We start from the raw sequence: 21,927 nt of genomic DNA, 5'->3' as shown, positions 1-21,927 counted from the left end.
AGCTCCTACATTGGAATGCGCTCCCCCCTGTAGGAGTTGCCGAAGGCTGCGATCTTTTGATCTTGCTTTTCTAGACCCAAGCCACCGCCAACAACCCCGCCCCCAACACCGCACACAACGGCGAATACACCCAGGTATCCAGCCGCGCAAACCGCGAATCCTTCACTTCCTTGAAAAAACCGACCAGGTTCGAATCACCAATCGCCCGGGCAAACATCAACAGCGCAATCGCGCTGATCACCCATTGCAACGCCTTGTGCGTCACCGCCGGCATGCCCCAGCCCACCCGCATACACACCAACGCCGCAATCACCAACAATGCCGCCGCCACAATCAACGTGAGCCAGCCAGACGGCTTGAACGCCGGCCGCACCGTTGCGACAAATCCGCGCACCGGCACCTGCGGCACCACCACCGCAGCCGCCCACTGCCCGCCCAGCGCCCAATACACGTGCATCAAGGCGATCACCGCAAACGTTGTCACCAGCCATTGAGCCAACACAAAGGTCATGGTTGAAATCCTTGGAAAGGGATTTGAACAAATCATCCTAGTCGGATTTTTTTCAAGTGCACGACCGATCAGCGGTACGGTAAAGTGCCGCCCCATGAAATTCTCCTGTTCCGATCGCTCACTGCTGGCCTGGATGCTCTATTGCTGCGTCCTGTTCAACGTGTTCGCCTGCAGCATCGGTCACGGACAAATGGTCGGCATGCAGCTGAACGGTATCGGCGGCCAGTTCTGTACAGTCGACCCGGCCACTCAAGCGCCGCTCGCCAGCAACCCCACCGAAGAACAACTGCCGACCCTGTCCAAGGCATTTGGCTGTCCGCTGTGCTCGGTCGGCGGTGGCATGGGCCCAGCATTCAACTCCAGCCTCACGCTGGCGATCCTGCCCGAACACCACAGTCCGCCGCTGGCGCCCATCGTCAGCGCCGACCTCCCTGCCCGCTTCACCTGGCCTTCAGCCAACCCTCGCGCCCCACCGCTCGCCTGAGTGTCTCTGCCTTTTTGATTTGTCAGCCCACTGCGCCAACGCGCGGCGTTCGCCTGTGCGCTGACTCCTAGACAAGCATTCAGGATTCAATGATGAAACAACTCACTTTGCTGGCGAGCCTTTGCGGCTGCCTGTCCGTCAACGTCTGGGCGCAATCCACCGTGGATCTGGCGCCAATCACCATCGATGGCGAGTCCGGCAGGGAACCGGGCCTGAGCCTCGACCAATCCAGCGGCATGGCCTCGCGCCTCGGCTTGAGCGTGCGCGACACACCCGCCTCGGTGGCCATCGCCAAGCGCAACGACATCGAGCGCCATGGCGCGCAGAACTTCCAGGACGCCGCCAACACCTTGCCCGGGGTCAACGCCAGTGCGCCGCCGGGATTTGGCGGTTTCGTTTCCTATCGCGGCTTCACCAGCAGCCAGATCACCCAGATGTTCAACGGCATCAACGTTTCCGGCGGCCTCGCGCGGCCTGTCGATTCGTGGATCTATGATCGTGTGGAACTGGTCGGCGGCCCGTCATCGCTGATCAATGGTGCGGGCTCCGTTGGCGGCTCGCTGAACTACGTAACCAAACTGGCCACCCGCGATGAACAAGCAGTTGAAGGCCGGATCAGCTACGGCACCTACGACACCACCGAGACGGCGTTCGGCCTCAATCATGCACTGACCGAGCCGAGCGCCGACGTGCAGCACTACGCGCGACTCGACGTCAGCCACAACACCAGCAACGGCTACATCGACCGCCAGGAGCGCGATGCCTGGAGCGTGGCGTTCTCGCTGCTCAGCGACCTCAAGCCCGACCTGTCGCACACGTTGGCGCTGGAATATCAGGACGAACACGAAGACAGTCCGTACTGGGGCACGCCCGTACTCAATCCCAAGGCCGGCGAGTTGAAAATCGATAAACACAATCGCTTCAACAACTACAACGTCGAGGACGGTCGCTACGAGCAGCGGACGATCTGGGTTCGCTCGATCATCGACTACCGGATCAACGACAGCACCACCCTGCGCAACACGCTGTATCACCTCGACAGCCAGCGCGATTACCGCAACCTCGAAACCTACCAGTACAACGCCGACAACACGGCGGTAAACCGTTCGACTGCCTATCAGGTACGCCATCAGGGCGAGCAGAACGGCAACCAGTTCGAACTGCGCCACGACAACACGCTTTTCGGTATCGACACGACGTGGTCGGGGGGCTTCGAATACAAGGTCAACCAGACCACCAACTCGCCACTGAACGTCAAAGGCGCGAGCACGGTCGATCCGAACAACTATCGTCCGGGGCACTTCTACGACATCCCGGGCACCAACCCCAAACTGATCAGCGACAAGACCAACGAGGTCACCACAAAAGCGCTGTTCGTGGAAAACCGGCTGGCGTTGACCGACAAGCTGTCGCTGCTCACCGGTCTGCGTTATGACGACATTGATCTCGACGTGACCAACCATCGCACTGTAACCGCCGCTAACCCCAAGCACCTCAAGCGCAGTTGGGAGCCGGTCACCGGCCGCGCCGGCCTGACCTACCAATTCATTCCATCGGCCAACGTCTACGTGCAATACAGCACCGCCGCCGAACAGCCGAACGGTACGCAGAACTTCGACGTTTCGACCGGCAAACAGTGGGAGATTGGCAGCAAATTCGATTATCTGAATGGGCGTGGCTCGGCGACGATTGCCGCCTACACCATTGAGCGAAAGGACTTCGCGGTGACCGATCCGCTAGATCCGGCCGGCAGTATTCCGGTCGGTCAACAGACGTCGAAAGGGCTGGAAATCGCCAGTTCGTTGCGGATCACCGACAAGCTGTTGGCTGAAGGCAACTTCGCTTGGGTCGACGCGCAGTACGATGATTTCACCGAAAAAAATGCCGCCGGCGTGGTGGTATCACGCAAGGGCAACACGCCGACTAACGTGCCGGATCGAGTCGGCAATCTGTGGCTGACCTATGACTTCTCGCCGCAGTGGCAAGGTGGGGTTGATGCACGATATGTGGCGTCGGTGTATGCGGACACGGCCAACACCATGACGGTGCCGTCGTACACCTTGTTCGGCAGCTTCCTCAGCTACAAGGTGGATTCGCACACCACCGTGACCGGTCGCGTGCGTAACCTGACCAATGAGGTGTATGTCGAGTTTGCGCATGTTTCGCCGGCGTATTACCTGGGGACACCGCGCACCTTCGAACTGGCCGTGCAGACGAAGTTTTAAAAGCATCGCGGGCAAGCCCGCTCCCACAGTGTTTGGTGTCGTACATAAAATTTGCATTCGACGACAATACCTGTGGGAGCGGGCTTGCCCGCGATGAGGCCGGGCGCTACAGCCTCTATTTCAAATCAGCCGAAACTTTCTCCGCCACATCCTTCGGCAACCAGGCCTGCCACACGTCCGGGTGCGCCTTCATGAATGCCACGGCCGCATCCCGCGGCGCGGTGTGCTTCTCGCTCATGTCCGCCAACGCCTTGTTCAACGGCTCAATTGGAAAGTCCACTTTGCTGAAGAACTCGGCAATCTGCGGATATTGCTTCTGGAACGGCGTAGACACGCCAATCGACAGCTTCGAAGCCAGCGAACGGGTCGGTTTTGGATTGGGATTATCAGCATCAGTCAGCGTCTTCCACGCCTCGGCATCAAACGGCGGCTCTTCCAGTTGCACCAGTTTGAATTTGCCTAGCAGCGGCGTCGGTGACCAGTAGTAAAACAGCACCGGTTTGCCGCGACGAATCGAAGAGCTGATCTCGGCATCCAGCGCCGCGCCCGAACCACTGCGGAAATTGGTGTAATCGTCCTGCAACCCATAAGCCGTCAACTTCTGCTTGTTGACCACTTCCGAGGTCCAGCCGATCGGGCTGTTGAGGAAGCGCCCCTTGCCCGGGGTTTCCGGATCCTTGAACACGTCCTTGTACTTTTTCAGATCACTGACACTGCGCAGCTCCGGTGCCAGCGGCTTGATGCCTTTGGCCGGATCGCCTTTGATCACGTACTCCGGCACCCACCAGCCCTCGGTAGCGCCCTTGACGGTATCGCCCAGGCTGACGACTTTGCCTTCGGCCTCGGCCTTGACCCACACTGGACTGCGCCCGGCCCACTCCTCGCCAATGACCTGGATGTCATTGTTGGCCAGTGCGGTTTCCAGCGTGATGGTGGTGCCAGGCAAGGTGTCGGTCGGCAAACCATAGCCCTTCTCGACGATGATCCGCAGGACATCGGTAATCAGACTGCCACTTTCCCAGTTCAGGTCGGCAAAATGGATCGGCGCCTGGGCGGCCATCACCGATGGCGCTGATGTCAGCAAACCGAACGTGGCCACGCTGGCGGCCAATAACCGTCGAAATCCGTTCATGCATTGCACCTCGTGCTGTTCACAGCAATGGCAGGATGGCCTGACAGAAGACCGCAAGCCTCTGAATACTCAGTCAACTGACTGTAGCCGAGGTTCCTGCTTTTTCCGGGTCATGCTGCGGACGAGGTTATCAATCAGACTTTTCCTGCAAGCGTTGCAGCTCGCGTCTGACCATGCTGGCGTATTCCGCAGGGCGCAACTGGTAGATCTGCGCAGCCAGCCAATTCAGCCAGGCGCCTTGCAGCTCAGCCTTGGCGGCGAACAAACGCTGGGCTTCCTCGCGTGCAGTGTCGAGGTTCTGCGAATGGAAATCCGCGCGGCTCACTCGCTGGCCTTGAACGTCACCAGTTCGCCCTTGCGCCACTTGGCGGCTTTGGCGGTCACGGCTTTCAGCGTTTTGGTCAGGCCTTCCTGCAATTGCTGATGAGCGGCGAACACGGTCACCACGCTGTGGCCTTCCTTGAACAGGATCGCGTGCCCGTCAGCGGTCTCGACGAAAGCGTAATCGCCCAGTCCATAGACCGTGAGTTTGATTTCGCGAAAACGGATATCCATCTTGCCGCCTTCACGGCTGGGCAAGACCGATGCACTGAAATGATCGCCGACCTTGAGCTTGAGCCCCGGCTTGTCATCAACCACCAAGGCGCTTTCGGTGTCGATCTCGGCCACGTAAATGCCTTCGGCGTTCTGCTCGGTGATGTAAACAAAACGCGACTGGAACAACTTGACCAGCTTTGCACGCAAATCACCCAACACGAACAAAGCATGCATATCGAGATTACTGACTGCCAAAGAAACATCCCCACATCTGAAAAAACCGCACACGGAAAACGCGCACGGCAAAAAAACGGCCAGGCCGATGTCACTGCCAAATAAATCAATAAAGCCCGAATCGAGCAGAGTGCTCATTCAACACGAGGCTGGTAAGACTACCGGATTGTCACTCGCGAAACTCATCCCGAAGTCGCCAAAGCTTGAAGGAAAAATCCTCACCGTTGGCAAGAGCAGTCTGACTACGAACTTTAGGGAAAATTCTCACGAAAAAAAGCACTTTTCCGACATATCGCTGGCGAAAAATTGCTTTAGATAAGCCCTGTCGCCAACGGGTACTGGCGATTCTAGAGCAGCGATGCTCATTCCGACTACCCGCAACGGCCTGTAAATATCGGCCAACTGATGAAAAGGACTTCATATGTGCACTCGGACTCACTTTGCCATGACCACAGACGCCCGGATCGAACCACCGCTGATCCTGCGTGCCACTGATATGAGCGACCATTGCCCACGTTTTCAAGTCGTACCGGCCGGCAACGCCTTCTTCCACATAAAGGAAACATCGACCGGCCGTGTAAGAGGTTTCCGTGAAGATCACAACGAAGCCTGCGCCCTCGCCCGCTCACTGGAATCAAAGATCGAACTCCTGGCGAGTGGCTGCCTCAGATAAAGAGAGCGATCCACCGCGCCGTAACGGCGCCCATTGAAGGAGTACACGATGGAACTGCCAGCATACGATCTGAAAACCCTGTTCGATCAACTGGGGTTGCCTTCAGAAGGTAACGCAATCGACGATTTCATCGAGGCGCATCCATTGGATGCAAACACCAAACTGATCGACGCTGATTTCTGGTCACCGCAACAGGCACAACTACTCAAGGAATGGCTAAGGGCCGATGGCGAAGAAGCGGTGATGGTCGATGAACTGAATGTGCGCTTGCACCGCGGCAAGTAATTCTGGATCAGTGAAGGCTGTCACATGGTTCGGCGTGCAACTGCGCGAGCCATGCAGCCTTGCACTCCTCGGCCTCGTCGCGACTGGCAAACGCGGTGCCGCGACGCTCGCCATTGAGCAATACCACCCAGCAAATGCTGCGCCCCATTGCGCGCAGTCCGGCCGGTACGCCACTGCCGATCATCACCGCGACATCAACTCTGCACTGCATGCAGCCCTCCCGAAATCATTAGCAACCTAACTAAGTCGTCAGATTAATGGTTTCCTTCGAGCGGAAACAGCAAGCTCCGTGCACAGATTCATTGCATCAGAAGTAACAATCGCTCAACGCGGTTTTTCCGGCTTATAGCCCAGACGCAATCCACCCCAGTGCCGGCCCTTGATCATGATCGGCACCGACAAATCATGCATCAGCTCACCGGTGTCGCGGGTGTAAGTCTGCAACAACACCGGTTGTTGATGGCTGCCGCAGCGAATACCGGTGCGGTCAGCAAACTTGCGTTTGGTGCGATTGTTCACCGCGTCGACCTGCGCATCGCCGGTTAACGGCTGACTGAACAGCTGATTGTGCGTCGGCACATAACCCTGTTGCGTACAGGCAATGGCGAATACCAACCCCTCGTGACGCGGCAACAATGGCTCCTGAATCGCCGGCAACACCTGATCGGTGTAGCGGTCGAAACGGGTTTGAAATTTCGCCGGTTGTGTATTCGGGATCGGCTGATACTGACGATCAAACAGGTCCTCAAGGCTGATCCGGCCCTGCTCGACATCCGCCTCGAAACGCGCAGCAATCTGGCTCGCGCCCTCGCGGGCCAGATCGTAGATGCGCTGGTGATAGTCATCCAGCCCGACCTCGGCCAGACGCTCGCTGATGGTTTCCGCCTGCCCTTCCATCTGCACCGCCGCTTCAGCGAGGCGGCGAGTCTGTTGATCGCTGATCGCCAAATCGCTGCGCATCTGTTCGATGGCCTTGAACAGGCTGTCGAGTTGCTCACGATTGGTTTCCGCGCCCTGAGCAATTTCACCGACCTGGCTTTCCACCCCGGCTGCCAGTCGCGCGATGTTCTCCAGATGCTGACCGGTGTGCTCGACCTGCTCGACACCGGTCTGCAGATCACTCGACAGCTGGCGAATCTGCTCCACCACCTGCGCCGTGCGTTGTTGAATGTCAGCGACCATCTCACCCACTTCACCGGTGGCCGACGCCGTGCGCGCCGCCAATCCACGAACCTCATCCGCCACCACGGCAAACCCGCGACCATGCTCACCGGCTCGCGCCGCTTCGATCGCCGCGTTCAATGCGAGCAGATTGGTCTGGCTGGCGATCGACTGAATCACCAGCGTCACGCGCTGAATATCATCGCTGCGCAGACTCAAGGCTTCGATCAGTTCACGGCTGGCATTGGCGCGCTGACTGAGCTGATGCATGCGCGAGATCGAATCCACCAGTTCCGTGCGCCCCGCTGCGCTGCTGTGATGCGCCTGACTGGCCGCCTCAAGCGCGGCACGGCTGAGTTTTGAAGTGGCGTGTTCGGTGGCGATCATCACCTCGGCATTGCTGACGATCTGCGCCGCCGCATCGAGTTGCGATTCGAGTTTGCTCGCCAGTTCCTTGACCGAAAACGCCACGCCGGCCGCCGACAACGCGTTATGGCTGGTGGTGTAGGAAAGGTCGCGGGTCAGTTCGGACATTGCGCTGCCAGTGTCGGCAGGCGGGACATCGGGGATGGCGCGAGAACGCAAGCGCGGTAGCCAGACAATCAGCACCGCCAGCGGCATGCCAATGTACAGCGACCATCCACCCAGCGTCATGCCGGCCAGCAACAGCATCAGGGCGATGCTTTGCAGGGTCGGTGCGATCCAGCGGTTTTTCGGCAAAAGCACTGGTGCAGGCAAAGCCCCAACCAGAGATCCGTCTCTCGTCATATCAACACCCCACGCTTGTTCTCGTTATTGTGACTGCATTAAACGCCACTACAACGCCATTATCCATGGTCCGTTAGTCGTGGGGTCTGTGGCAGGTCAATGGAACGGCGCGGGCTTATTGCAGACGAGCAAAAACAAAGATCGCAGCCTTCAGCAACGCCCATGTAGGAGCTGCCGAAGGCTGCGATCTTTTCAAGGTGCCCTGTTGAAAGGGTCACCCCACAGAATCAGGCCTGACGCTGGTGCTTGTCGATCTGCTCGTGACGCTCTTGAGCTTCGATGCAGTACTTGGTGGTCGGGCTGATCAGCAGGCGCTTCAGGCCAATGGCCTCGCCGCTGTCATCGCACCAGCCAAAACTGTCTTCCTTGATGCGCTCAAGGGCTTGTTCCAGTTGCGGCAGCATGCGCTGGTCGCGATCGATCGCGTTTACCAGCCAAGTGCGCTCTTCTTCAACCGAAGCCGCGTCCGCCGGGTCAGCCGGGGTGTCCAGGCTTTCGATGGCGATACGGTTTTGCTCAATGCGCTCGTGGGTTTCGACTTTCATGTTCTGCAACAGCTCAGTGAAGAAAGCGTGCTGCTCTGCATTCATGTAGTCATCTGCCGGCATGGCCAGCAACTTGTCCTTTGTCATTGATATCTCTATAAAAAAACGTGCATTAAGGCGAATTAGGGAGCGTTTCGGCGAACCGCGAGCGGTCGGCGAAAAGGCATCGTTTATTGCAAATGCCACCCGGCACTCAATTTACGAGGGGCGGCAGTCTAAGGCCCGAATGAGGCCTCAGCAACTGTAAATACAGGGAATTTGTCCGACAACGTCCGGAAAGTGCTCTGACACAGCGTTCACACGGCCATCGGAGTGCGTTTATAGCAAGAAATTCAGTCGAGCGGCTGTATATAGAAGACAAACGGCTAACCACACAGCGCCCAGACGCAATTTTTTACCACGCACTGCATCGTTTCAGCAAAGCAGAACCGCAAAAGCCCCCCTACTATCAGGCCCACCGTGTGATCAAACAGCCTGAAGGATGACCTATGCCCCGCCCCGATCTGCCGGCCACCGACGAGGTTTCACTCGCCAGCCCCCCGATCAATGCCGAGCGCCTGCTGCAACTGATCACCGACGAATACGACGCCCTGCCGCGTCAACTTAAACGCATCGCCAGCTACATCAGCCAGCAGAGCGACCGGATCATGGTCGACCGCATCAGCGACATCGCCCGCGAGTGCGAAGTCCACCCGTCCGCCATCGTGCGCTTCTCGCAACGCTTCGGTTTTAGCGGCTTCAGCGAAATGCAGGCACTGTTCCGCAGCGCCTACACGCACAAAGCCTCACCGGTGCAAAACTACCAGCAACGCATCCGCAGCATGATCGCCAACCAGTCGCAGCAAGCCAGCGCCGGCGACCTCGCCCGCGAATGCATCGACGCCACCCGCTCCGGCATCGAACGCCTGGGCCGCGAACTCGACGACGCCGCGTTCGAAAAAGCCGTCGACCTGATCGTCAACGCCGACAACATTTATGTCGTCGGGGTGCGCCGCTCCTTCGCCGTCGCCGACTACCTCGTTTACAACTTGCAACACACTCAGAAGCGCATTCACCTGGTTTCCGGGCTGGGCGGTAGCTATCGCGAGCAAATGCGCAGCGTGCGCGCGAACGATCTGGTCATCGCCATAAGCTTCGTGCCCTACGCCAAAGAAACCCAACACTGCCTGCGCTTCGCCCGCCAGCAACAGGCCAACACCCTGATCCTCACCGACAGCCACCTCTCGCCCCTGGCGAAACTCGCCGACAGCGTATTGCTGATAAACGAAGGCAGCGCCCTCGCCTTTCGTTCGCTGAGCGCGACGCTGTGTTTGTGTCAGGCGCTGTTTGTGGCGGTGGCGTATCGGCTGGAACTGAATGTTGATGAGATCCACGAACAGGCGGGGTTTGATGACTGACAACCCAATACAGCGACGACCTGCCCGAGCAGATCGACGCTGTGATTTGCTGCCACCTACTCGAGATTGACCTTGATGATCTGTTTCAACGGAAAGGTATCAATATTCGACGCTTCGACGACTTTGCGATCCTTGATCAACGTGTCGATATCAATGTTGATGCCCGAATAACCGATAGCCACCGGTGTATCGAAAACTTGACGCAACGTCAGACTCGTCGCGGAGGACTTCACCACTGAACCGGTCACACCCGGCATCGCAGGCGTTACGGACTCCACGCGTTTACGGATATCAGCGTTGACCTGTGCCAGTTCCGCCTCTTTCTGTTTAACAAGCGCCTGATTTGTCGCCGGCACGACGGCCGCTGGCTTGTCGGCAGCCGCCTTGGTATCGCCTGCCTTGGCCACTGCGGACTTCCCGTCTGCCGCGCCATCCCCCTTGGCAGTTGGCTTTAGCGCGCGAAGCTGGTTCTCAATAGCCGTTTTGCGCTCATCCAGATCTGTCAGTGCCCGTGTAACCGCAGCCAACTGCGCACCGTTGCTTTCGGTCGAGGAAACCACCACATCCAACGAGCGCGCCAGATAGACCTGGGTTACCAGTACAAGCACAGACGTCGTGTCATTCTTGTCGTTGACCTTCGCATCGTTTTTCAGCGAAACCACCGCATTTGTCAGCTTGTTGCGTTGAGCGTCGGTGTATTTGCCTAAATATTTGTCGGCCGCAAGATGGGCATCGCTATACAGCACCCCATACGTTTCCGCCAATGGCACCGAGTACGCCACCGAATATCCCGACTTGCGCGCGCCCCCAAAAAATGCGCCGATCGCGCTATTGCTGACCCCTAGCCCGATATCACTCTCAGCCAGTGAGGCGAAGGTGAAACCGGGAAAGGCCACCAGTGCATTCATTTTCACGTTGGTGTTCGGTACAAAAAGGTCCGGAACACTGGTCGCCGTCACAAGTCCGGATTTGTCCACCGGAGTTTTCTGCGCGGTGATGTAAGGCGCGGCCTTCTTCAGTTCCTCATCCAGCCTCATCCGATCAAACCAGACCGAACTCATGTAGTAATCAGCGGTTTTCATTTTGTTACCGGCCTTCGCGGCTCTTACCACATAAAAATCGCCTACTTCAAAGTTGCCACGCGGCGGAAATATCGGTTTGAAGTTCAACTGCTCCGTATTCGCCGACCACTGCTGCACGACCGCCCCGCGCTCCGGGCGGCTACTGCAAGCGACCAACCCAATACACAACGCACAAATCGTCAAACGATGAAAATTGTTCATGACATGCCCCTCGGACCCTTTTATGTGACCGACGGCGCGCACTCTTACTGCGCGCACGGCAGAGCCTCATCGCTCTAGGGTTGATGGACTGCAAGGGAGTAATACAAACGAGTACTGAATCAGAGGGCCTGAGCTCGCTTAACTTTTCCATCCCTGGACGGTGCTGGCACTTTGACTATAGATCCGCCAAAACACCTCGCAAGGTCAATGAAAGCCTTTATTTTCGGATGTTTCACCGATGTAACAGTTTCTGTTTCACGGCTATTACAGAAGGCCAAAACTTTTTTCCCGGTAGTCAACCAACAGCTTTTCCCGCTACATTCGATCCCCATCGTCAGGTCGTGATTTGCCAAAGGAGTTGCACATGAAACTGATCGGAATGCTCGACTCACCCTACGTGCGCCGCGTAGCAATCTCCGCCAAACGCCTTGGCATCGACCTCGAACACGAGTCGGTCTCGGTGTTCCGCCACTTCGAGCAATTCCAGCAGATCAACCCGGTGGTCAAAGCCCCCACACTGATCCTCGACGACGGCGTGGTCCTGATGGACTCGACCCTCATCCTCGACTACCTCGAAGCCAGTTCCGGCAAAAGCCTGCTGCCAACCGACCTGAAACAACGCGCCCACGCCCTGCGCCTGATCGGCCTCAGCCTCGCCGCCTGCGAAAAAGCCGTGCAGCTCTATTACGAACGCAACCTGCGCCCAGCCGACATTCAATACCAGCCATGGGTCGAACGCGTCGAAGGCCAACTCGCCGCCGCGTTCACCGCCCTCGAGCAAGAACTGGAAAAAACCGGCCTGCCCACCGACGGCACCCTCACCCAGGCCGGCATCAGCCTCGCCGTCGCCTGGAGCTTCACCGGCCTCGTCGTCCCCGACCAGATCGACACCCGCCGCTACCCCCACATCGCCCAATACACCGCCTACGCCGAAACCCTCGAAGCGTTCGTCAGCACCCCGATGACCTGACCATGAGCACCACCGACACCGCCGCCCCGGCGTTAAAGGAAATCTTCAACGCCGAGCGCTTGCAGCACATCGCCAGCGAAATGAGCGCCGTGTACCCGGCGTTCAAGGCCAAGGCGTTTCTCAAACACGCCCAGGACGGACTCGCTGAATTATCAGTGATGCAACGCATGGCGCGGGTTAGCGAAAGCCTGCACGCCGTGTTGCCGCTGGACTACGAAGATTCCCTCAATGTATTGCGTGAACTCGCACCAAGGCTGAACAGCGGATTCGTCAGCATGTGTTTGCCGCATTACGTCGCGAGCTATGGCGGGCATGCGTTCGACACCTCCATGGACGCCCTGAAGTACTTCACCACCTTCGGCTCCTCCGAATTCGCCATCCGCCACTTTCTGCGCAGCGACCTGGAGCGCTCGCTGGAACGGATGCACGACTGGACCCGAGATGAAAATCACCACGTTCGACGCCTCGCCAGCGAAGGCAGCCGCCCTCGCCTGCCTTGGTCGTTTCGGTTGGACGCGGTGCAGGCGGATCCGCAGTTAGCCGCCGGGATACTGGATCGGTTGAAAGCGGATGAGAGTTTGTACGTGCGCAAGTCCGTGGCGAATCATTTGAATGATGTGACGAAGGTGCATCCGGAGTGGGTGTTGGACACGATTGAAGGATGGTCGCTGGATAACAAGCACACGGCGTGGATTGCGAAGCATGCGTTGCGGAGTTTGATTAAGCAGGGGGATTTAAGGGCGTTAACGGTGATTGGTGCCGGGGCGAAGGCTGAGGTTGAGTTGTTGGATGTGCAGGTTGAACCAGCGGTGGTTAGGTTGGGGGAAGCGATTACGTTGTCGTTTGTGGTGAAGTCGACGGTGGCGCATGAGCAACGGCTGGTGATTGATTATTCGATTGACTATGTGAAGGCGAATGGCGGGGTTTCGGGGAAGGTTTTTAAGTTGAAGACGGTGGGGTTGGCGGGGTTTGAGAGGGAGGTTGTGGGGAGGCGGCAGGTGATTAGGGATTTTACGACGCGGAAGCATTTTGTGGGGCGGCACGGGGTGCGGGTTATGGTTAATGGGGAGGTTTTGGCTAGCACGGTATTCGAAATCGTCGCCGGATGACGTCACGTATAAAATCCGTTGATCTGGCAGTAATACTGATTGATATGGAATTACGGATAGGGCAATTTTCGGCCAATAGCGGCCGGTTACAGTCAACATTTACCTAGTGCGATTGCCGACCGTTTGCCAGGCGGTGGCGCCCCTTTAGTTGGCCACTACGGACTAAAAAAATTGGTTCAGCTTCGAAAGTAAAGTTACCAAGTCGCTATATATCATTGGAACTCTATCCGCCCCTCCCGGTGGGAGTTATCCCCCTTTCACTGACGCACTCTCCATTTTTATGAGCTCCTCGTATTTCATCTATTTCTTTTTTTCTGCGCGCTATTCAGCACTTCTTGTTTTTCAATCTCAAATGAAGCTCGGATCTTTGGAGTAAATCTCTGCAAGTTTGGCCCAAAGAAATTAAGTTCCTGTTCCTCTTCACACTCTAAATACGAAATGAACGCTTCAGCTTTGGCGATCCGCGTCCTAATACGTTCCAGACGTTTTCTCGCATTAAATAGCCTGAAATCCTCATTCGATAGTTCTACCATCTCATGAGCCTTGGCTTCATTGAATATTCCGCAGTCCGTTGACACCAATTCGATATATGTAAAAAAAGACGATAAAACGTTGAATATATACAGTCCATAAGTAGTTATCTTTAAGCTATCTACAGCCTCGCAATAGTAGTCAATGCGATTATTTGACTCAATCAGATCCCACTTCAAAAATACGTCGAGATTCTTCTCAAGATCCTCGACCATATTAAAGTTTTCTGAAAAGTAATCCTTGAGCTCGCTTATCGATATATAAAATGGGTTCGATGGATCGATTCCATCCGCCAGCTTTTGTAGTATCCTCATTCCAGTAAAATGAGAGCCGTTAGACTTGCTTCTAATTTGAAAAAGGTTTGGGATACTACTTTGCGACTCCTCGTAAAAAAATCGGTAAGGTATCATCACAGGCTTCAATACTTGATGAATCTTCAGCTTCCAAAGTCCACCTTTCGCTGAGACCATCTCATCCACACCGGTATATCCAGATTTTAGGAAATCCCTAAACAGCTCCAAAGCTAGTCGAATATTGCCGTGTGCACATGCACTTAGAAATTCGTTTAGAGGAGAGTCATTACCTTGACGAAACTCATTAGAAAATATTCTGAACAGAATCTTGAAGACTTTCGCTTTTTCGTCGAATTTTTCTCCGAAAAGCTGAATACAAAAATCTCGATCTTCAAGCATTAGCTGAACAAACTTTATTCGCTTTTCAAATACCGCCTGAGCTACAGGGGAGCTAATGTGAAAGCCAGAATTCTGATAGGCATCTAAAGTGCCATGTATTCGAGATGCATGGAAACGTTCTTCACGCATTGAAATAATAACTAGGCACCCAAGTTGATCGGAGATTTCTTGAGATGTTGTGAAGCAGAAATCTTGTAAATTGTGCGGTAGCTGATCAGTATTATCTATTGCTATTACACAACCCTTATGCTTAAACCTCCAATAAGCAACTAGGCGTCTCGCAACGTATTGCTTGTCACAAAGCCAAGTTTCGACAAGGCTGTTGAGTGCAATATTGAACGCTTCAGAGGTCTCTACCAAACCAAAAAGAACTTGTTTCTTGGCAAGTTCGTACCTGTCTTCAAAAAGCTGCAAGAGGTCTGCGCGGTCGGACTCTAACAAATTATCAACATCTAGGCAGCGTATGATTTCGCTCCATATTTTTTCATAGATTTTGCTTTCTTCTTCTGGGGTATTCAGAAGATCCGCAATTGCAACTCTAGAATACTTCGCCAAATATTGAGGAGGATTGTGGTACAAAAGCTTTCGTAAAAAAGTCGACTTACCAGCTCCCTTTCCTCCGAATAAAACTATCACCTCACCAGACTTTTTGTCTTTCAAGCTTCTCGCAATTCTATTTCCAAATAGTCCTCCTCTCTCATTATCTTCGGACTGTTGAATGCCGCGATCAGCCATGTATGGAGAAAGAGAATCTTTAATGATCAATCTAAAATTAGAAAACGCGTTTTCGTAATCTCTCTGACTAACATAGCAGGCATCCATAAAAACTGGCTCTGATACATCGATACTACCAAAATACTTGTTTGCCAGAGGTCGAAGCTCCCTCGCGTAGCCGTTAGAGTTGACTTCATGATTATAAGAAGAAATTTTATCTTTCGGGTAAAAAATCTCTCGATTGTTCCTACTCACACTTCCGAGCGATGTTTTTAGTGAGCCTTCCTTGATGGAGCTATACCCCAAAATATTAGTTGCCTCAGTAAAGCAATCGGCAAAATATTTGTTTCCATGTATCACCAGCGCCTTGAGGTTCCGCCAGTTCTTACCTGACTCGAAGGTTTTAAATAGAATCCATTCGTGTTCATTAGTAATACCAGCAAAGCTACAGCCTTCTTCCATGCAATACTCTCTGACCTGCTCAACCGCAGCTCTGATATTAGCGTCAGTTAAAAGGGTTTGAACGGTAATGTACTGGTGTGTCTTGGTACTATTGAAGCTATTGGGGATGTTAAAATAGACCCCCTCTTTTTTCGCCTCCAAAAATAGAAGATCGTCACCATTGCCTCGTTTAAGACGATAATCAGCATAACCCGGCGATATGAAACTCTCGTGCATTGTCTGACTTACGGGCCAACTAAGTACACCGTGCAGTATTTGGTCTATTATTTTATGTCTAGTGTCAGCCTCATTGAAACTTCTATCGTGACTATCCATTTTGGAAATTCGAATCGCAATATCGTGCGGGCTTTCCATCCATGTTTCCTTATTCATGAAAATGCCGAATAGTTCCGTAGCAATTCAAGACGCAGGACCAAACAAACGAGATCCATTCATCCCTCGATGAACCATAGTTTCATGTTGCCATGTCGTCAAAGGCAAAAAAAATACGGTGAAAAACAAACGATTACGCGATGCAGTGCTGTCGAGAGCGTTAGAAGTTCGTATTTGGCCACGCTCTGCCGGTCACGAGTGGCTGCTTCTGGCCGAAAGCGGACCTTCGTTGAAACCAGCATTGACGCGGTAGCTGTCAAAGATGATTACTCAAAACAGCGCTACTAAAAGACAGGCAAGAGAAGTGCCTCCTGCCTGCTGCTACCAACTCCCATACGGTATGCCGAATTTATCGATATACCGCTTGGACTTTTCGCTGATGGGATACGCATAGCGCCCTTGGTTCTTACCTTGACTAGGACCTAGTGGCTCAATCTCGGCCTGTGCTCTGGCGATCTTGACCGGACGATGGCATGAGTCCCGAACAAAAACCTGTACAACGCCCCCTGGAGCCAAACCCAAATAAATAGATGCGCTATAGCTGGCTTGTTCCTCCGGTGTTTCCGGGCAGCGCTGACTGACTGATTGCATCATCAGTTGCCTCACCTCTTCAGGCACATCCAACCAAATCTGATAGGTCTGCGGCTCAACAATGGATTGCCAGCGCACGTAAATGCGTTTGGGCAAGCCAGCGCCAATCACTGGTGTCGCAGCCGCACCTACCGCATGCCAACCGCGCGCGGACTCTTTGCCGTTTTCTGGCTCCCCGCCAGCGGCCGTCCCTCCTCCTGTGCGCGTGAATAGCTTGCCGTTTATGTCTTCAACGGCGCTGTCCTCAACCCAAACTTTCATGTAATAGGGTTCGGTGAACGCAAGCTCCCATGAATCGGATTTCGGGTCGTTTTTTCCGGATAGAGGATAGGCAGACTGGCAGCCGCTCAGGAACAACACACATACCGCCACAATGCATTGCTTCATTGGTTTACCGCTTACCAACTCCCGTAAGGGATACCGAATTTTTCGATATATCGCTTGGACTTTTCACTGATGGGATATGCATATCGTCCTTGGGTTTTCCCCTGACTTGGTCCTAGCGGTTCGATTTCAGCGTGAGCATTAGCCACTTTGATTGGATGGTGGCAGGAGTCTCTAACCCAAACTTGTACGACACCTCCGGGAGCCAATCCCAGATAAACCGAAGATATGTAGGTAGCTTTTTGGTCTGGGGTTTTCGCACAGCGCTGGTTGACCGAGGTCAGCATCAATTGTCTGGCTTCTTCGGGTATGTCCACCCATGCACGATAGGTCTGAGGCTCTACGATGGACTGCCAGCGAACGAAAATTCGTTTTGGGAGATCGGCGCCAACCACCGCTTTTGCGGACGCGCCCACTCCGTCCCATCCTCGGGCCGACTCAGTACCACCCTCTGGGTACCCGCCCGATGCTGAACCGCCACCCGTGCGCAGAAACGTCTTGCCCTTTATGTCTTCCACTGCAGTGTCTTCAACCCAGACCTTCATGTAGTTGGGTTCAGTAAAACCGAGTTCCCACCATGGGGATTTAGGGTCGTTTTTTGCTGAAAGCGGATCGGCTTCACAACCGACCACAAACAGCATGCACAGCAGTGCTGTAAATAACTTCATTACCAAAGCGTCCAGTCAGGTACGTGTGGGTGCTTTACTCGGATTGCATCTTCCGTGGGGGCGTTGATGTAAACAGCTCTGATGCCACTTCCGTCTCTCCTGCCAAGCGGATGATTCCAATTGGCGGACGTGTGAATGTACTTGAGTTTGAGCATTTGCTCCTCCTCTGGCGTGGTGCTGTAGTCGCCGGAGACAAAACGATCACACATGGGCTGAAGTTCTTCAGCAACGGCGAAGTCTGGCGTCTCGGGAATGTCTTCGAAGCGAACGCCCTTGGCTTTGGCGAGTTGATGCATCACGCGCAGGCTCACTCTCGACAGTAACCCACTCACCGGACGCTTGAGTTGAACGGCGGCGTAGACTCGTTTGACTCGAGGACTCAGTCGATCCTGAGGACTGATCGGCATCAGTAAAGGAGGTGGTGTAACGACTTCCAGCATTTCGGAAGGCCAGCCGTTGGCTAACCACTGATTTCTCACATTGACCGCATCTTGGTAGATCGATGTGGTGGTGACATCCACGTAGTTGCCGACTTCTAGCGTTTGCATTGGGCTAATGAGCACACATTCTTCAGCGTCCTCCAGGTAACCTCCACCCACATCGGAATGCACACCCGGCAAGACAATTTCCGGATGATCCATCGCTACGCGATTGAGAGCAAAGTTAGCCCGGCACTCATCCCGCGCCGCCAACTGCACAACGTCGGTGAAGTAACGTCGGTCGAGGTAGAGTTTGATCCCTGTTGCGACTGCACTTTTGATATTGCCCAAATTGGACCATCCAGCAATCGACGGCACAGTGTCGAACAAACCAATGAAGCCCACATTGATGTCGCCGTTGTATTGATCGACAAAGGTCGGACTGAGGACATCTGATTTGCTGCGAAGAATCTCGCCTAAAGGGCCTTGTTTGCCACGCACGATCTCATTGGCGAAATGCCTGGCGGCTGCCGCACCGCGACTGAAGCCAAACGTGTCGAAGGTCAACGAAGCAATTTCACTACCGGGATTTTTATCCAATACCTCAGTGATACGCTGTTCGATCAACGTGAAAGAAGATTGGACGCGCCCGGCAACACCGGTTTCGCCACGTCCTGTACCGGCGCCGAATTTACTGTCTTCCTCACCTGAACGGGTACCTATGCCTTCGACGTAGACCATACCGAAAGCTTTCTTTCGTGGTCCCTCTCCCTCAGCGAGTCGCGGTGCCTCATACAGTTCGCTCAGCTTTTTCACGTTGCTGATGTCGTTAGCGTAACTGCTATCCGGATCGCTCATGTAAGGCTGGCAACTAGCCGGAATATCTTCCGGCGCAATGGGATGCTGCGCCCCACACAGCAATCCAGCCGCCGTGTTATTCGCATTATTCCCAGTGCCATCAAAGAAAACCCCAATCCTCAACGCAATCCCGATTTTCTCAGGTTCACGCGCAGGTTCTTTCCCGTGCTTCTCATATTCCGCCCAACGCTGGGCGTGAATATCGACGGGTTTGGCTTCTTCGTAACGAAAATTTTTCGGGGGGTTGGGTACGTAGCCACTCATCCATGTTTCCTGGTTCTGATCCTTGAGAACGGCCCGAAGGGTGACAGCCGGGGCTGGGGGGCGCAAGCCGTGGCCGTGTGCCAGCCAGGGTGTGACCGCGGGGTTCGACGAGGGTTTCCCCTCGTCGGGGTGGGGGTCAGCTGGCGATTTCGACGTTATCCAGTGCTTGGTTGACGGCGATTTCTCCGAGCATCACGACTTGGGCGATGCCCAGTGCGGTTTTGCGGTGGGGGGTGTCGAGCATGGCGGCGAAGTTGAGGAGCATTTCGCTGGCGGAGCCGAGGGTTTCGCTGGCGTTGGCGAGCAGGGATTCGCTGTTGTACTTCGGGTTGGCGAGGTACATGCGTTCGGGTTGTTGGGTGCTGGCCATGATTTGGCTGGCGGGTTTGAGGTAGTGGTCGAGGGCGCGTTCGGCGGCTTCGTGGAATCGCTTGGAATCGGGGGATTCGTAGGGGGATGTGGGGTCGATTTCGGGTGGGTTGGGTGTTGGTTTGATCATGGTGAAACTCCTAGTTAATAAAAAGGAGCCTTCACATTCGCTACCAAACGAAGGTGGCGGCCATACGCGGGTTGGTAGACCGGTAACTAGGACCCGGCACACCCGAAGGTGTCCTGCGCATGGCCACCATTGAGCAGAGACCTGATGAGGTCTGCGAACGGTTCGCGATGCGACTAGTTATGGCGGGCTACCAAACCCGATCACTGTTTTTCAGCGACCGACAGACGATAGAACCCGCGACCTAGACGCACAAGCCGGCGGATTCTGGCTTAGTCGTAGGTAACGGCGCAAGGCGTTGTAGGGTTTCGGTGGTTACTTGAGGCTTCGTTTAAACAGTGGTGGCTTTTACTGTTTATTTCGGTCAGTGGTTGATGGGGTGACTGGGTGGGCGACTTCGCGAGCAGGCTCACTCCTACAGGGGGATTGTGTTCACTTGAGGTCGAGTTGGCTGTCGGGGATTGTGCCGGAGAAAGTGGCTTCCACCGGGCCGCTCAGGGTCACGGCGCCGCTGCCATTCCAGTGGACGGTGACGGGGCCGCCGTCGCATTCGACGTTGACGGTGTGGTCGAGCAGGCCTCGGCGGATGCCGTTGACGGCTGCGCCACACGAGCAGGAACCCGAGCCGAGCGGGATGGCGCCGTTGCGTTCCCAGATGCGCAGGCGGATGTGTTGGCGGTCGATGATCTGCACGAAGTGGACGTTGGTTTTGTGTGGAAACAACGGATGGGTTTCGAGGCTTGGGCCGAGGGCGGCGATGTCGACGGTGCTGAGGTCATCGACGAAATAGGTGCAGTGCGGATTGCCCATGTTGCACGCGGTTGGGGCGCCGGCGAGCGGTAGAAATAGCGTGTCGTGTTCTTGCGCCAGAGGGATGTCTTGCCAGTCGAACAACGGTTCGCCCATGTCGACGGCGATCAATCCGCTGGGCGTGCGTTCGCAGGTGAGCAAGCCACGGTTTGTGCGCAGGGTGATCGATGTTCGGCTGGCTTCGCGCATCAGCCTGTCCGCCACACCACGGGTGGCGCTGCCGCACACGTCGAGCGGCGAGCCGTCGGCGTTCCAGAACTCCACGCGCGCATCGGCGTCTGCGCAATCAAGGACCACGGCGAGTTGGTTGAAACCGATGCCGCGATGACGATCACCCAGGCGCCGGGCGAGTTGGCCGGTGACGGGGTTGGCGATGTCGCGTGAATCGATCACGACGAAGTCATCGCCGTTGGCGTGCATCTTATGGAAGGTGAGTGGCATTCGCTGCGCCTCTGCTGCGCGTCATGTTGATCAGCGCTGAACGTTTGCCACCCGGCGCCGGACGCTCTTCGATGGAGAACGGCACGAAGCCAAGTTTCGGGTAGAGCAGCAGTCCTGCAGTGTTTTCGTTAAAGCAGGAGAGTTGCACTTCCTTGGCCTGGTATTTTTCGAAACCCAGCGCGGTCATGGTCTCGACGATGTACCGCGCCACACCCTGGCCTCGGGCGTAGGGCGCGACGATGACGTTGCCGATGCAGCAGATGCCATCGTGCTCAGCGCGGTAGAAGTTGGCGAAGCCGACGAACTCGCCGTTGGCCAGAAAAGCCGTGGAGTCGAAGCGCTGGCTGATTGCGCTGTGCATCTGCTCTTCCGTCAGCGGGAAGTTGGCTTTCGGGAACATGAAGAACAGCTCTTGTTCGCCCTGGGGAAAGCTGCAGAGGGTGTTGACGTCGTCGGCCGTCACGGGCCGGTGGGAGAAATTCATCGCTGCCCTGCCCTCACTGTTTACCCGCCAGATGATGCGCAACCAAGGCGTTGGCATGGCCGTGGCCCATCCCGTGTTCTTCCTTGAGCCACGCCACCAGTTCCATGTGTTTCTTGTCGGTGTTGCCGGCGAGCAGGATCAGCCAGTGATCGATGGGCTGGCCGTATTTTTTCTCGATGGAGGGGAAGTACGACGCCGGGCCTTTTACCTTGTTGTCTTCGCTCATGCTGCAAGCTCCCTGTGGTCACGACGGAGGGTCGGCGGACGCTCCTTGTCGGCAGGTCATAGAGTGGACGCGAAGTGCGGTTCCGGCAACTGCCCCGCTCTGCCAGACACCACAAAAACCCTGTAGGAGTGAGCCTGCTCGCGATGGCGTTTGTTCAGTCAACACTTACATTGACTGGACTACCGCTATCGCGAGCAGGCT

23 protein-coding genes are annotated in these 21,927 nt (G+C 55.4%); 7 read left to right on the top strand and 16 right to left on the bottom strand.

What is annotated here, in order from left to right; translation table 11 throughout:
• Nucleotides 1-70 precede the first annotated feature (70 nt).
• On the bottom strand, nucleotides 71-511 hold the full coding sequence (locus tag PMI23_RS15070; RefSeq protein ID WP_007910751.1) for a DUF3995 domain-containing protein: 441 nt from the start codon (nucleotides 509-511) through the stop codon (nucleotides 71-73).
• Between the two features lie 94 nt (nucleotides 512-605).
• Between PMI23_RS15070 and PMI23_RS15065 the strand changes: the two genes are divergently transcribed.
• A complete protein-coding gene (locus tag PMI23_RS15065; protein WP_007910748.1) occupies nucleotides 606-995 on the top strand; it encodes a DUF2946 domain-containing protein in 390 nt (129 codons plus the stop codon).
• 92 nt (nucleotides 996-1,087) lie between these two features.
• Nucleotides 1,088-3,220: a TonB-dependent receptor gene (locus PMI23_RS15060; protein ID WP_007910746.1), complete on the top strand. Its 2,133-nt coding sequence runs from the start codon at nucleotides 1,088-1,090 to the stop codon at nucleotides 3,218-3,220.
• Between the two features lie 115 nt (nucleotides 3,221-3,335).
• Here PMI23_RS15060 and PMI23_RS15055 read toward each other — a convergent pair whose 3' ends face one another.
• The 3 genes from PMI23_RS15055 to PMI23_RS15045 form a co-directional block, all read right to left on the bottom strand.
• Nucleotides 3,336-4,352: an ABC transporter substrate-binding protein gene (locus PMI23_RS15055; protein ID WP_007910744.1), complete on the bottom strand. Its 1,017-nt coding sequence runs from the start codon at nucleotides 4,350-4,352 to the stop codon at nucleotides 3,336-3,338.
• Nucleotides 4,353-4,482: 130 nt separating this feature from the next.
• Complete coding sequence (locus tag PMI23_RS15050; RefSeq protein WP_007910742.1) at nucleotides 4,483-4,677, bottom strand: hypothetical protein; 195 nt, start codon at nucleotides 4,675-4,677, stop codon at nucleotides 4,483-4,485.
• Complete coding sequence (locus tag PMI23_RS15045) at nucleotides 4,674-5,144, bottom strand: hypothetical protein (protein ID WP_038366424.1); 471 nt, start codon at nucleotides 5,142-5,144, stop codon at nucleotides 4,674-4,676. Before PMI23_RS15045 ends, PMI23_RS15050 begins: the two co-directional genes overlap by 4 nt.
• Before the next feature lie 400 nt (nucleotides 5,145-5,544).
• On the opposite strand from PMI23_RS15045, the gene PMI23_RS15040 reads away from it, so the two are divergent.
• Both PMI23_RS15040 and PMI23_RS15035 read left to right on the top strand, forming a co-directional pair.
• Entirely contained in the window at nucleotides 5,545-5,796 is a 252-nt protein-coding gene (locus PMI23_RS15040; RefSeq protein ID WP_007910734.1) for a hypothetical protein, read from the top strand.
• 48 nt (nucleotides 5,797-5,844) lie between these two features.
• Nucleotides 5,845-6,081: a DUF2789 family protein gene (locus PMI23_RS15035; protein WP_007910733.1), complete on the top strand. Its 237-nt coding sequence runs from the start codon at nucleotides 5,845-5,847 to the stop codon at nucleotides 6,079-6,081.
• A gap of 7 nt (nucleotides 6,082-6,088) precedes the next feature.
• Here PMI23_RS15035 and PMI23_RS15030 read toward each other — a convergent pair whose 3' ends face one another.
• The 3 genes from PMI23_RS15030 to PMI23_RS15020 all read right to left on the bottom strand — a co-directional run bounded on the left by PMI23_RS15030 (nucleotide 6,089) and on the right by PMI23_RS15020 (nucleotide 8,642).
• Nucleotides 6,089-6,292, bottom strand: a complete 204-nt coding sequence (locus PMI23_RS15030) for a hypothetical protein (protein ID WP_007910732.1) — start codon at nucleotides 6,290-6,292, stop codon at nucleotides 6,089-6,091.
• Between the two features lie 113 nt (nucleotides 6,293-6,405).
• Entirely contained in the window at nucleotides 6,406-7,629 is a 1,224-nt protein-coding gene (locus tag PMI23_RS15025; RefSeq protein ID WP_443200712.1) for a methyl-accepting chemotaxis protein, read from the bottom strand.
• 608 nt (nucleotides 7,630-8,237) lie between these two features.
• Nucleotides 8,238-8,642: a TraR/DksA family transcriptional regulator gene (locus tag PMI23_RS15020; protein WP_003225981.1), complete on the bottom strand. Its 405-nt coding sequence runs from the start codon at nucleotides 8,640-8,642 to the stop codon at nucleotides 8,238-8,240.
• A 401-nt stretch (nucleotides 8,643-9,043) separates the two neighbouring features.
• Here PMI23_RS15020 and PMI23_RS15015 point away from each other — a divergent pair, with 401 nt between their 5' ends.
• Nucleotides 9,044-9,952 carry a MurR/RpiR family transcriptional regulator gene (locus PMI23_RS15015; RefSeq protein ID WP_007910728.1) on the top strand — a complete coding sequence of 303 codons (909 nt, stop codon included), beginning with the start codon at nucleotides 9,044-9,046 and terminating at the stop codon, nucleotides 9,950-9,952.
• A 56-nt stretch (nucleotides 9,953-10,008) separates the two neighbouring features.
• Here the strand turns inward: PMI23_RS15015 and PMI23_RS15010 are convergent, their stop codons facing one another.
• Entirely contained in the window at nucleotides 10,009-11,235 is a 1,227-nt protein-coding gene (locus PMI23_RS15010; protein WP_007910721.1) for a hypothetical protein, read from the bottom strand.
• A 364-nt stretch (nucleotides 11,236-11,599) separates the two neighbouring features.
• Here PMI23_RS15010 and PMI23_RS15005 point away from each other — a divergent pair, with 364 nt between their 5' ends.
• Nucleotides 11,600-12,205 (top strand): glutathione S-transferase, encoded by a 606-nt coding sequence (locus PMI23_RS15005; RefSeq protein WP_007910713.1) that lies wholly within the window; start codon nucleotides 11,600-11,602, stop codon nucleotides 12,203-12,205.
• A 2-nt stretch (nucleotides 12,206-12,207) separates the two neighbouring features.
• Nucleotides 12,208-13,314, top strand: a complete 1,107-nt coding sequence (locus PMI23_RS15000) for a DNA alkylation repair protein (RefSeq protein WP_007910711.1) — start codon at nucleotides 12,208-12,210, stop codon at nucleotides 13,312-13,314.
• A gap of 296 nt (nucleotides 13,315-13,610) precedes the next feature.
• Here PMI23_RS15000 and PMI23_RS14995 read toward each other — a convergent pair whose 3' ends face one another.
• The 8 genes from PMI23_RS14995 to PMI23_RS14960 form a co-directional block, all read right to left on the bottom strand.
• Entirely contained in the window at nucleotides 13,611-16,067 is a 2,457-nt protein-coding gene (locus PMI23_RS14995; RefSeq protein ID WP_007910709.1) for a hypothetical protein, read from the bottom strand.
• A gap of 339 nt (nucleotides 16,068-16,406) precedes the next feature.
• Nucleotides 16,407-17,063: a DUF2931 family protein gene (locus PMI23_RS14990; RefSeq protein ID WP_007910707.1), complete on the bottom strand. Its 657-nt coding sequence runs from the start codon at nucleotides 17,061-17,063 to the stop codon at nucleotides 16,407-16,409.
• Nucleotides 17,064-17,074: 11 nt separating this feature from the next.
• A complete protein-coding gene (locus PMI23_RS14985) occupies nucleotides 17,075-17,728 on the bottom strand; it encodes a DUF2931 family protein (RefSeq protein ID WP_007910706.1) in 654 nt (217 codons plus the stop codon).
• Nucleotides 17,728-19,269 carry a T6SS phospholipase effector Tle1-like catalytic domain-containing protein gene (locus PMI23_RS14980; RefSeq protein WP_007910705.1) on the bottom strand — a complete coding sequence of 514 codons (1,542 nt, stop codon included), beginning with the start codon at nucleotides 19,267-19,269 and terminating at the stop codon, nucleotides 17,728-17,730. Before PMI23_RS14980 ends, PMI23_RS14985 begins: the two co-directional genes overlap by 1 nt.
• Nucleotides 19,270-19,405: 136 nt before the next feature.
• Complete coding sequence (locus tag PMI23_RS14975) at nucleotides 19,406-19,768, bottom strand: DUF6124 family protein (RefSeq protein ID WP_007910704.1); 363 nt, start codon at nucleotides 19,766-19,768, stop codon at nucleotides 19,406-19,408.
• Between the two features lie 429 nt (nucleotides 19,769-20,197).
• Nucleotides 20,198-21,016: a diaminopimelate epimerase gene (dapF, locus tag PMI23_RS14970; RefSeq protein WP_007910703.1), complete on the bottom strand. Its 819-nt coding sequence runs from the start codon at nucleotides 21,014-21,016 to the stop codon at nucleotides 20,198-20,200.
• Nucleotides 20,997-21,500 (bottom strand): GNAT family N-acetyltransferase, encoded by a 504-nt coding sequence (locus tag PMI23_RS14965; protein WP_007910702.1) that lies wholly within the window; start codon nucleotides 21,498-21,500, stop codon nucleotides 20,997-20,999. The genes dapF and PMI23_RS14965 overlap by 20 nt, the downstream gene beginning before the upstream one ends.
• Nucleotides 21,501-21,513: 13 nt before the next feature.
• Nucleotides 21,514-21,726 (bottom strand): DUF4287 domain-containing protein, encoded by a 213-nt coding sequence (locus tag PMI23_RS14960; protein WP_007910701.1) that lies wholly within the window; start codon nucleotides 21,724-21,726, stop codon nucleotides 21,514-21,516.
• Between the last annotated feature and the right edge of the window lie 201 nt (nucleotides 21,727-21,927).

It is taken from the genome of Pseudomonas sp. GM24 (genome assembly GCF_000282235.1).
Taxonomy (GTDB): domain Bacteria; phylum Pseudomonadota; class Gammaproteobacteria; order Pseudomonadales; family Pseudomonadaceae; genus Aquipseudomonas.
Note: the sequence above shows the minus strand (reverse complement) of the source record. Positions and strands in the feature narration are given on the sequence as shown.

Coding starts and splice junctions, on each gene's coding strand:
- PMI23_RS15070 (WP_007910751.1), bottom strand. CDS start 511: ATGACCTTTGTGTTGGCTCAATGGCTGGTGACAACGTTTGCGGTGATC.
- PMI23_RS15065 (WP_007910748.1), top strand. CDS start 606: ATGAAATTCTCCTGTTCCGATCGCTCACTGCTGGCCTGGATGCTCTAT.
- PMI23_RS15060 (WP_007910746.1), top strand. CDS start 1,088: ATGAAACAACTCACTTTGCTGGCGAGCCTTTGCGGCTGCCTGTCCGTC.
- PMI23_RS15055 (WP_007910744.1), bottom strand. CDS start 4,352: ATGAACGGATTTCGACGGTTATTGGCCGCCAGCGTGGCCACGTTCGGT.
- PMI23_RS15040 (WP_007910734.1), top strand. CDS start 5,545: ATGTGCACTCGGACTCACTTTGCCATGACCACAGACGCCCGGATCGAA.
- PMI23_RS15035 (WP_007910733.1), top strand. CDS start 5,845: ATGGAACTGCCAGCATACGATCTGAAAACCCTGTTCGATCAACTGGGG.
- PMI23_RS15030 (WP_007910732.1), bottom strand. CDS start 6,292: ATGCAGTGCAGAGTTGATGTCGCGGTGATGATCGGCAGTGGCGTACCG.
- PMI23_RS15025 (WP_443200712.1), bottom strand. CDS start 7,629: ATGATCGCCACCGAACACGCCACTTCAAAACTCAGCCGTGCCGCGCTT.
- PMI23_RS15020 (WP_003225981.1), bottom strand. CDS start 8,642: ATGACAAAGGACAAGTTGCTGGCCATGCCGGCAGATGACTACATGAAT.
- PMI23_RS15015 (WP_007910728.1), top strand. CDS start 9,044: ATGCCCCGCCCCGATCTGCCGGCCACCGACGAGGTTTCACTCGCCAGC.
- PMI23_RS15010 (WP_007910721.1), bottom strand. CDS start 11,235: ATGAACAATTTTCATCGTTTGACGATTTGTGCGTTGTGTATTGGGTTG.
- PMI23_RS15005 (WP_007910713.1), top strand. CDS start 11,600: ATGAAACTGATCGGAATGCTCGACTCACCCTACGTGCGCCGCGTAGCA.
- PMI23_RS15000 (WP_007910711.1), top strand. CDS start 12,208: ATGAGCACCACCGACACCGCCGCCCCGGCGTTAAAGGAAATCTTCAAC.
- PMI23_RS14995 (WP_007910709.1), bottom strand. CDS start 16,067: ATGGAAAGCCCGCACGATATTGCGATTCGAATTTCCAAAATGGATAGT.
- PMI23_RS14990 (WP_007910707.1), bottom strand. CDS start 17,063: ATGAAGCAATGCATTGTGGCGGTATGTGTGTTGTTCCTGAGCGGCTGC.
- PMI23_RS14985 (WP_007910706.1), bottom strand. CDS start 17,728: ATGAAGTTATTTACAGCACTGCTGTGCATGCTGTTTGTGGTCGGTTGT.
- PMI23_RS14980 (WP_007910705.1), bottom strand. CDS start 19,269: ATGAGTGGCTACGTACCCAACCCCCCGAAAAATTTTCGTTACGAAGAA.
- PMI23_RS14975 (WP_007910704.1), bottom strand. CDS start 19,768: ATGATCAAACCAACACCCAACCCACCCGAAATCGACCCCACATCCCCC.
- dapF (WP_007910703.1), bottom strand. CDS start 21,016: ATGCCACTCACCTTCCATAAGATGCACGCCAACGGCGATGACTTCGTC.
- PMI23_RS14965 (WP_007910702.1), bottom strand. CDS start 21,500: ATGAATTTCTCCCACCGGCCCGTGACGGCCGACGACGTCAACACCCTC.
- PMI23_RS14960 (WP_007910701.1), bottom strand. CDS start 21,726: ATGAGCGAAGACAACAAGGTAAAAGGCCCGGCGTCGTACTTCCCCTCC.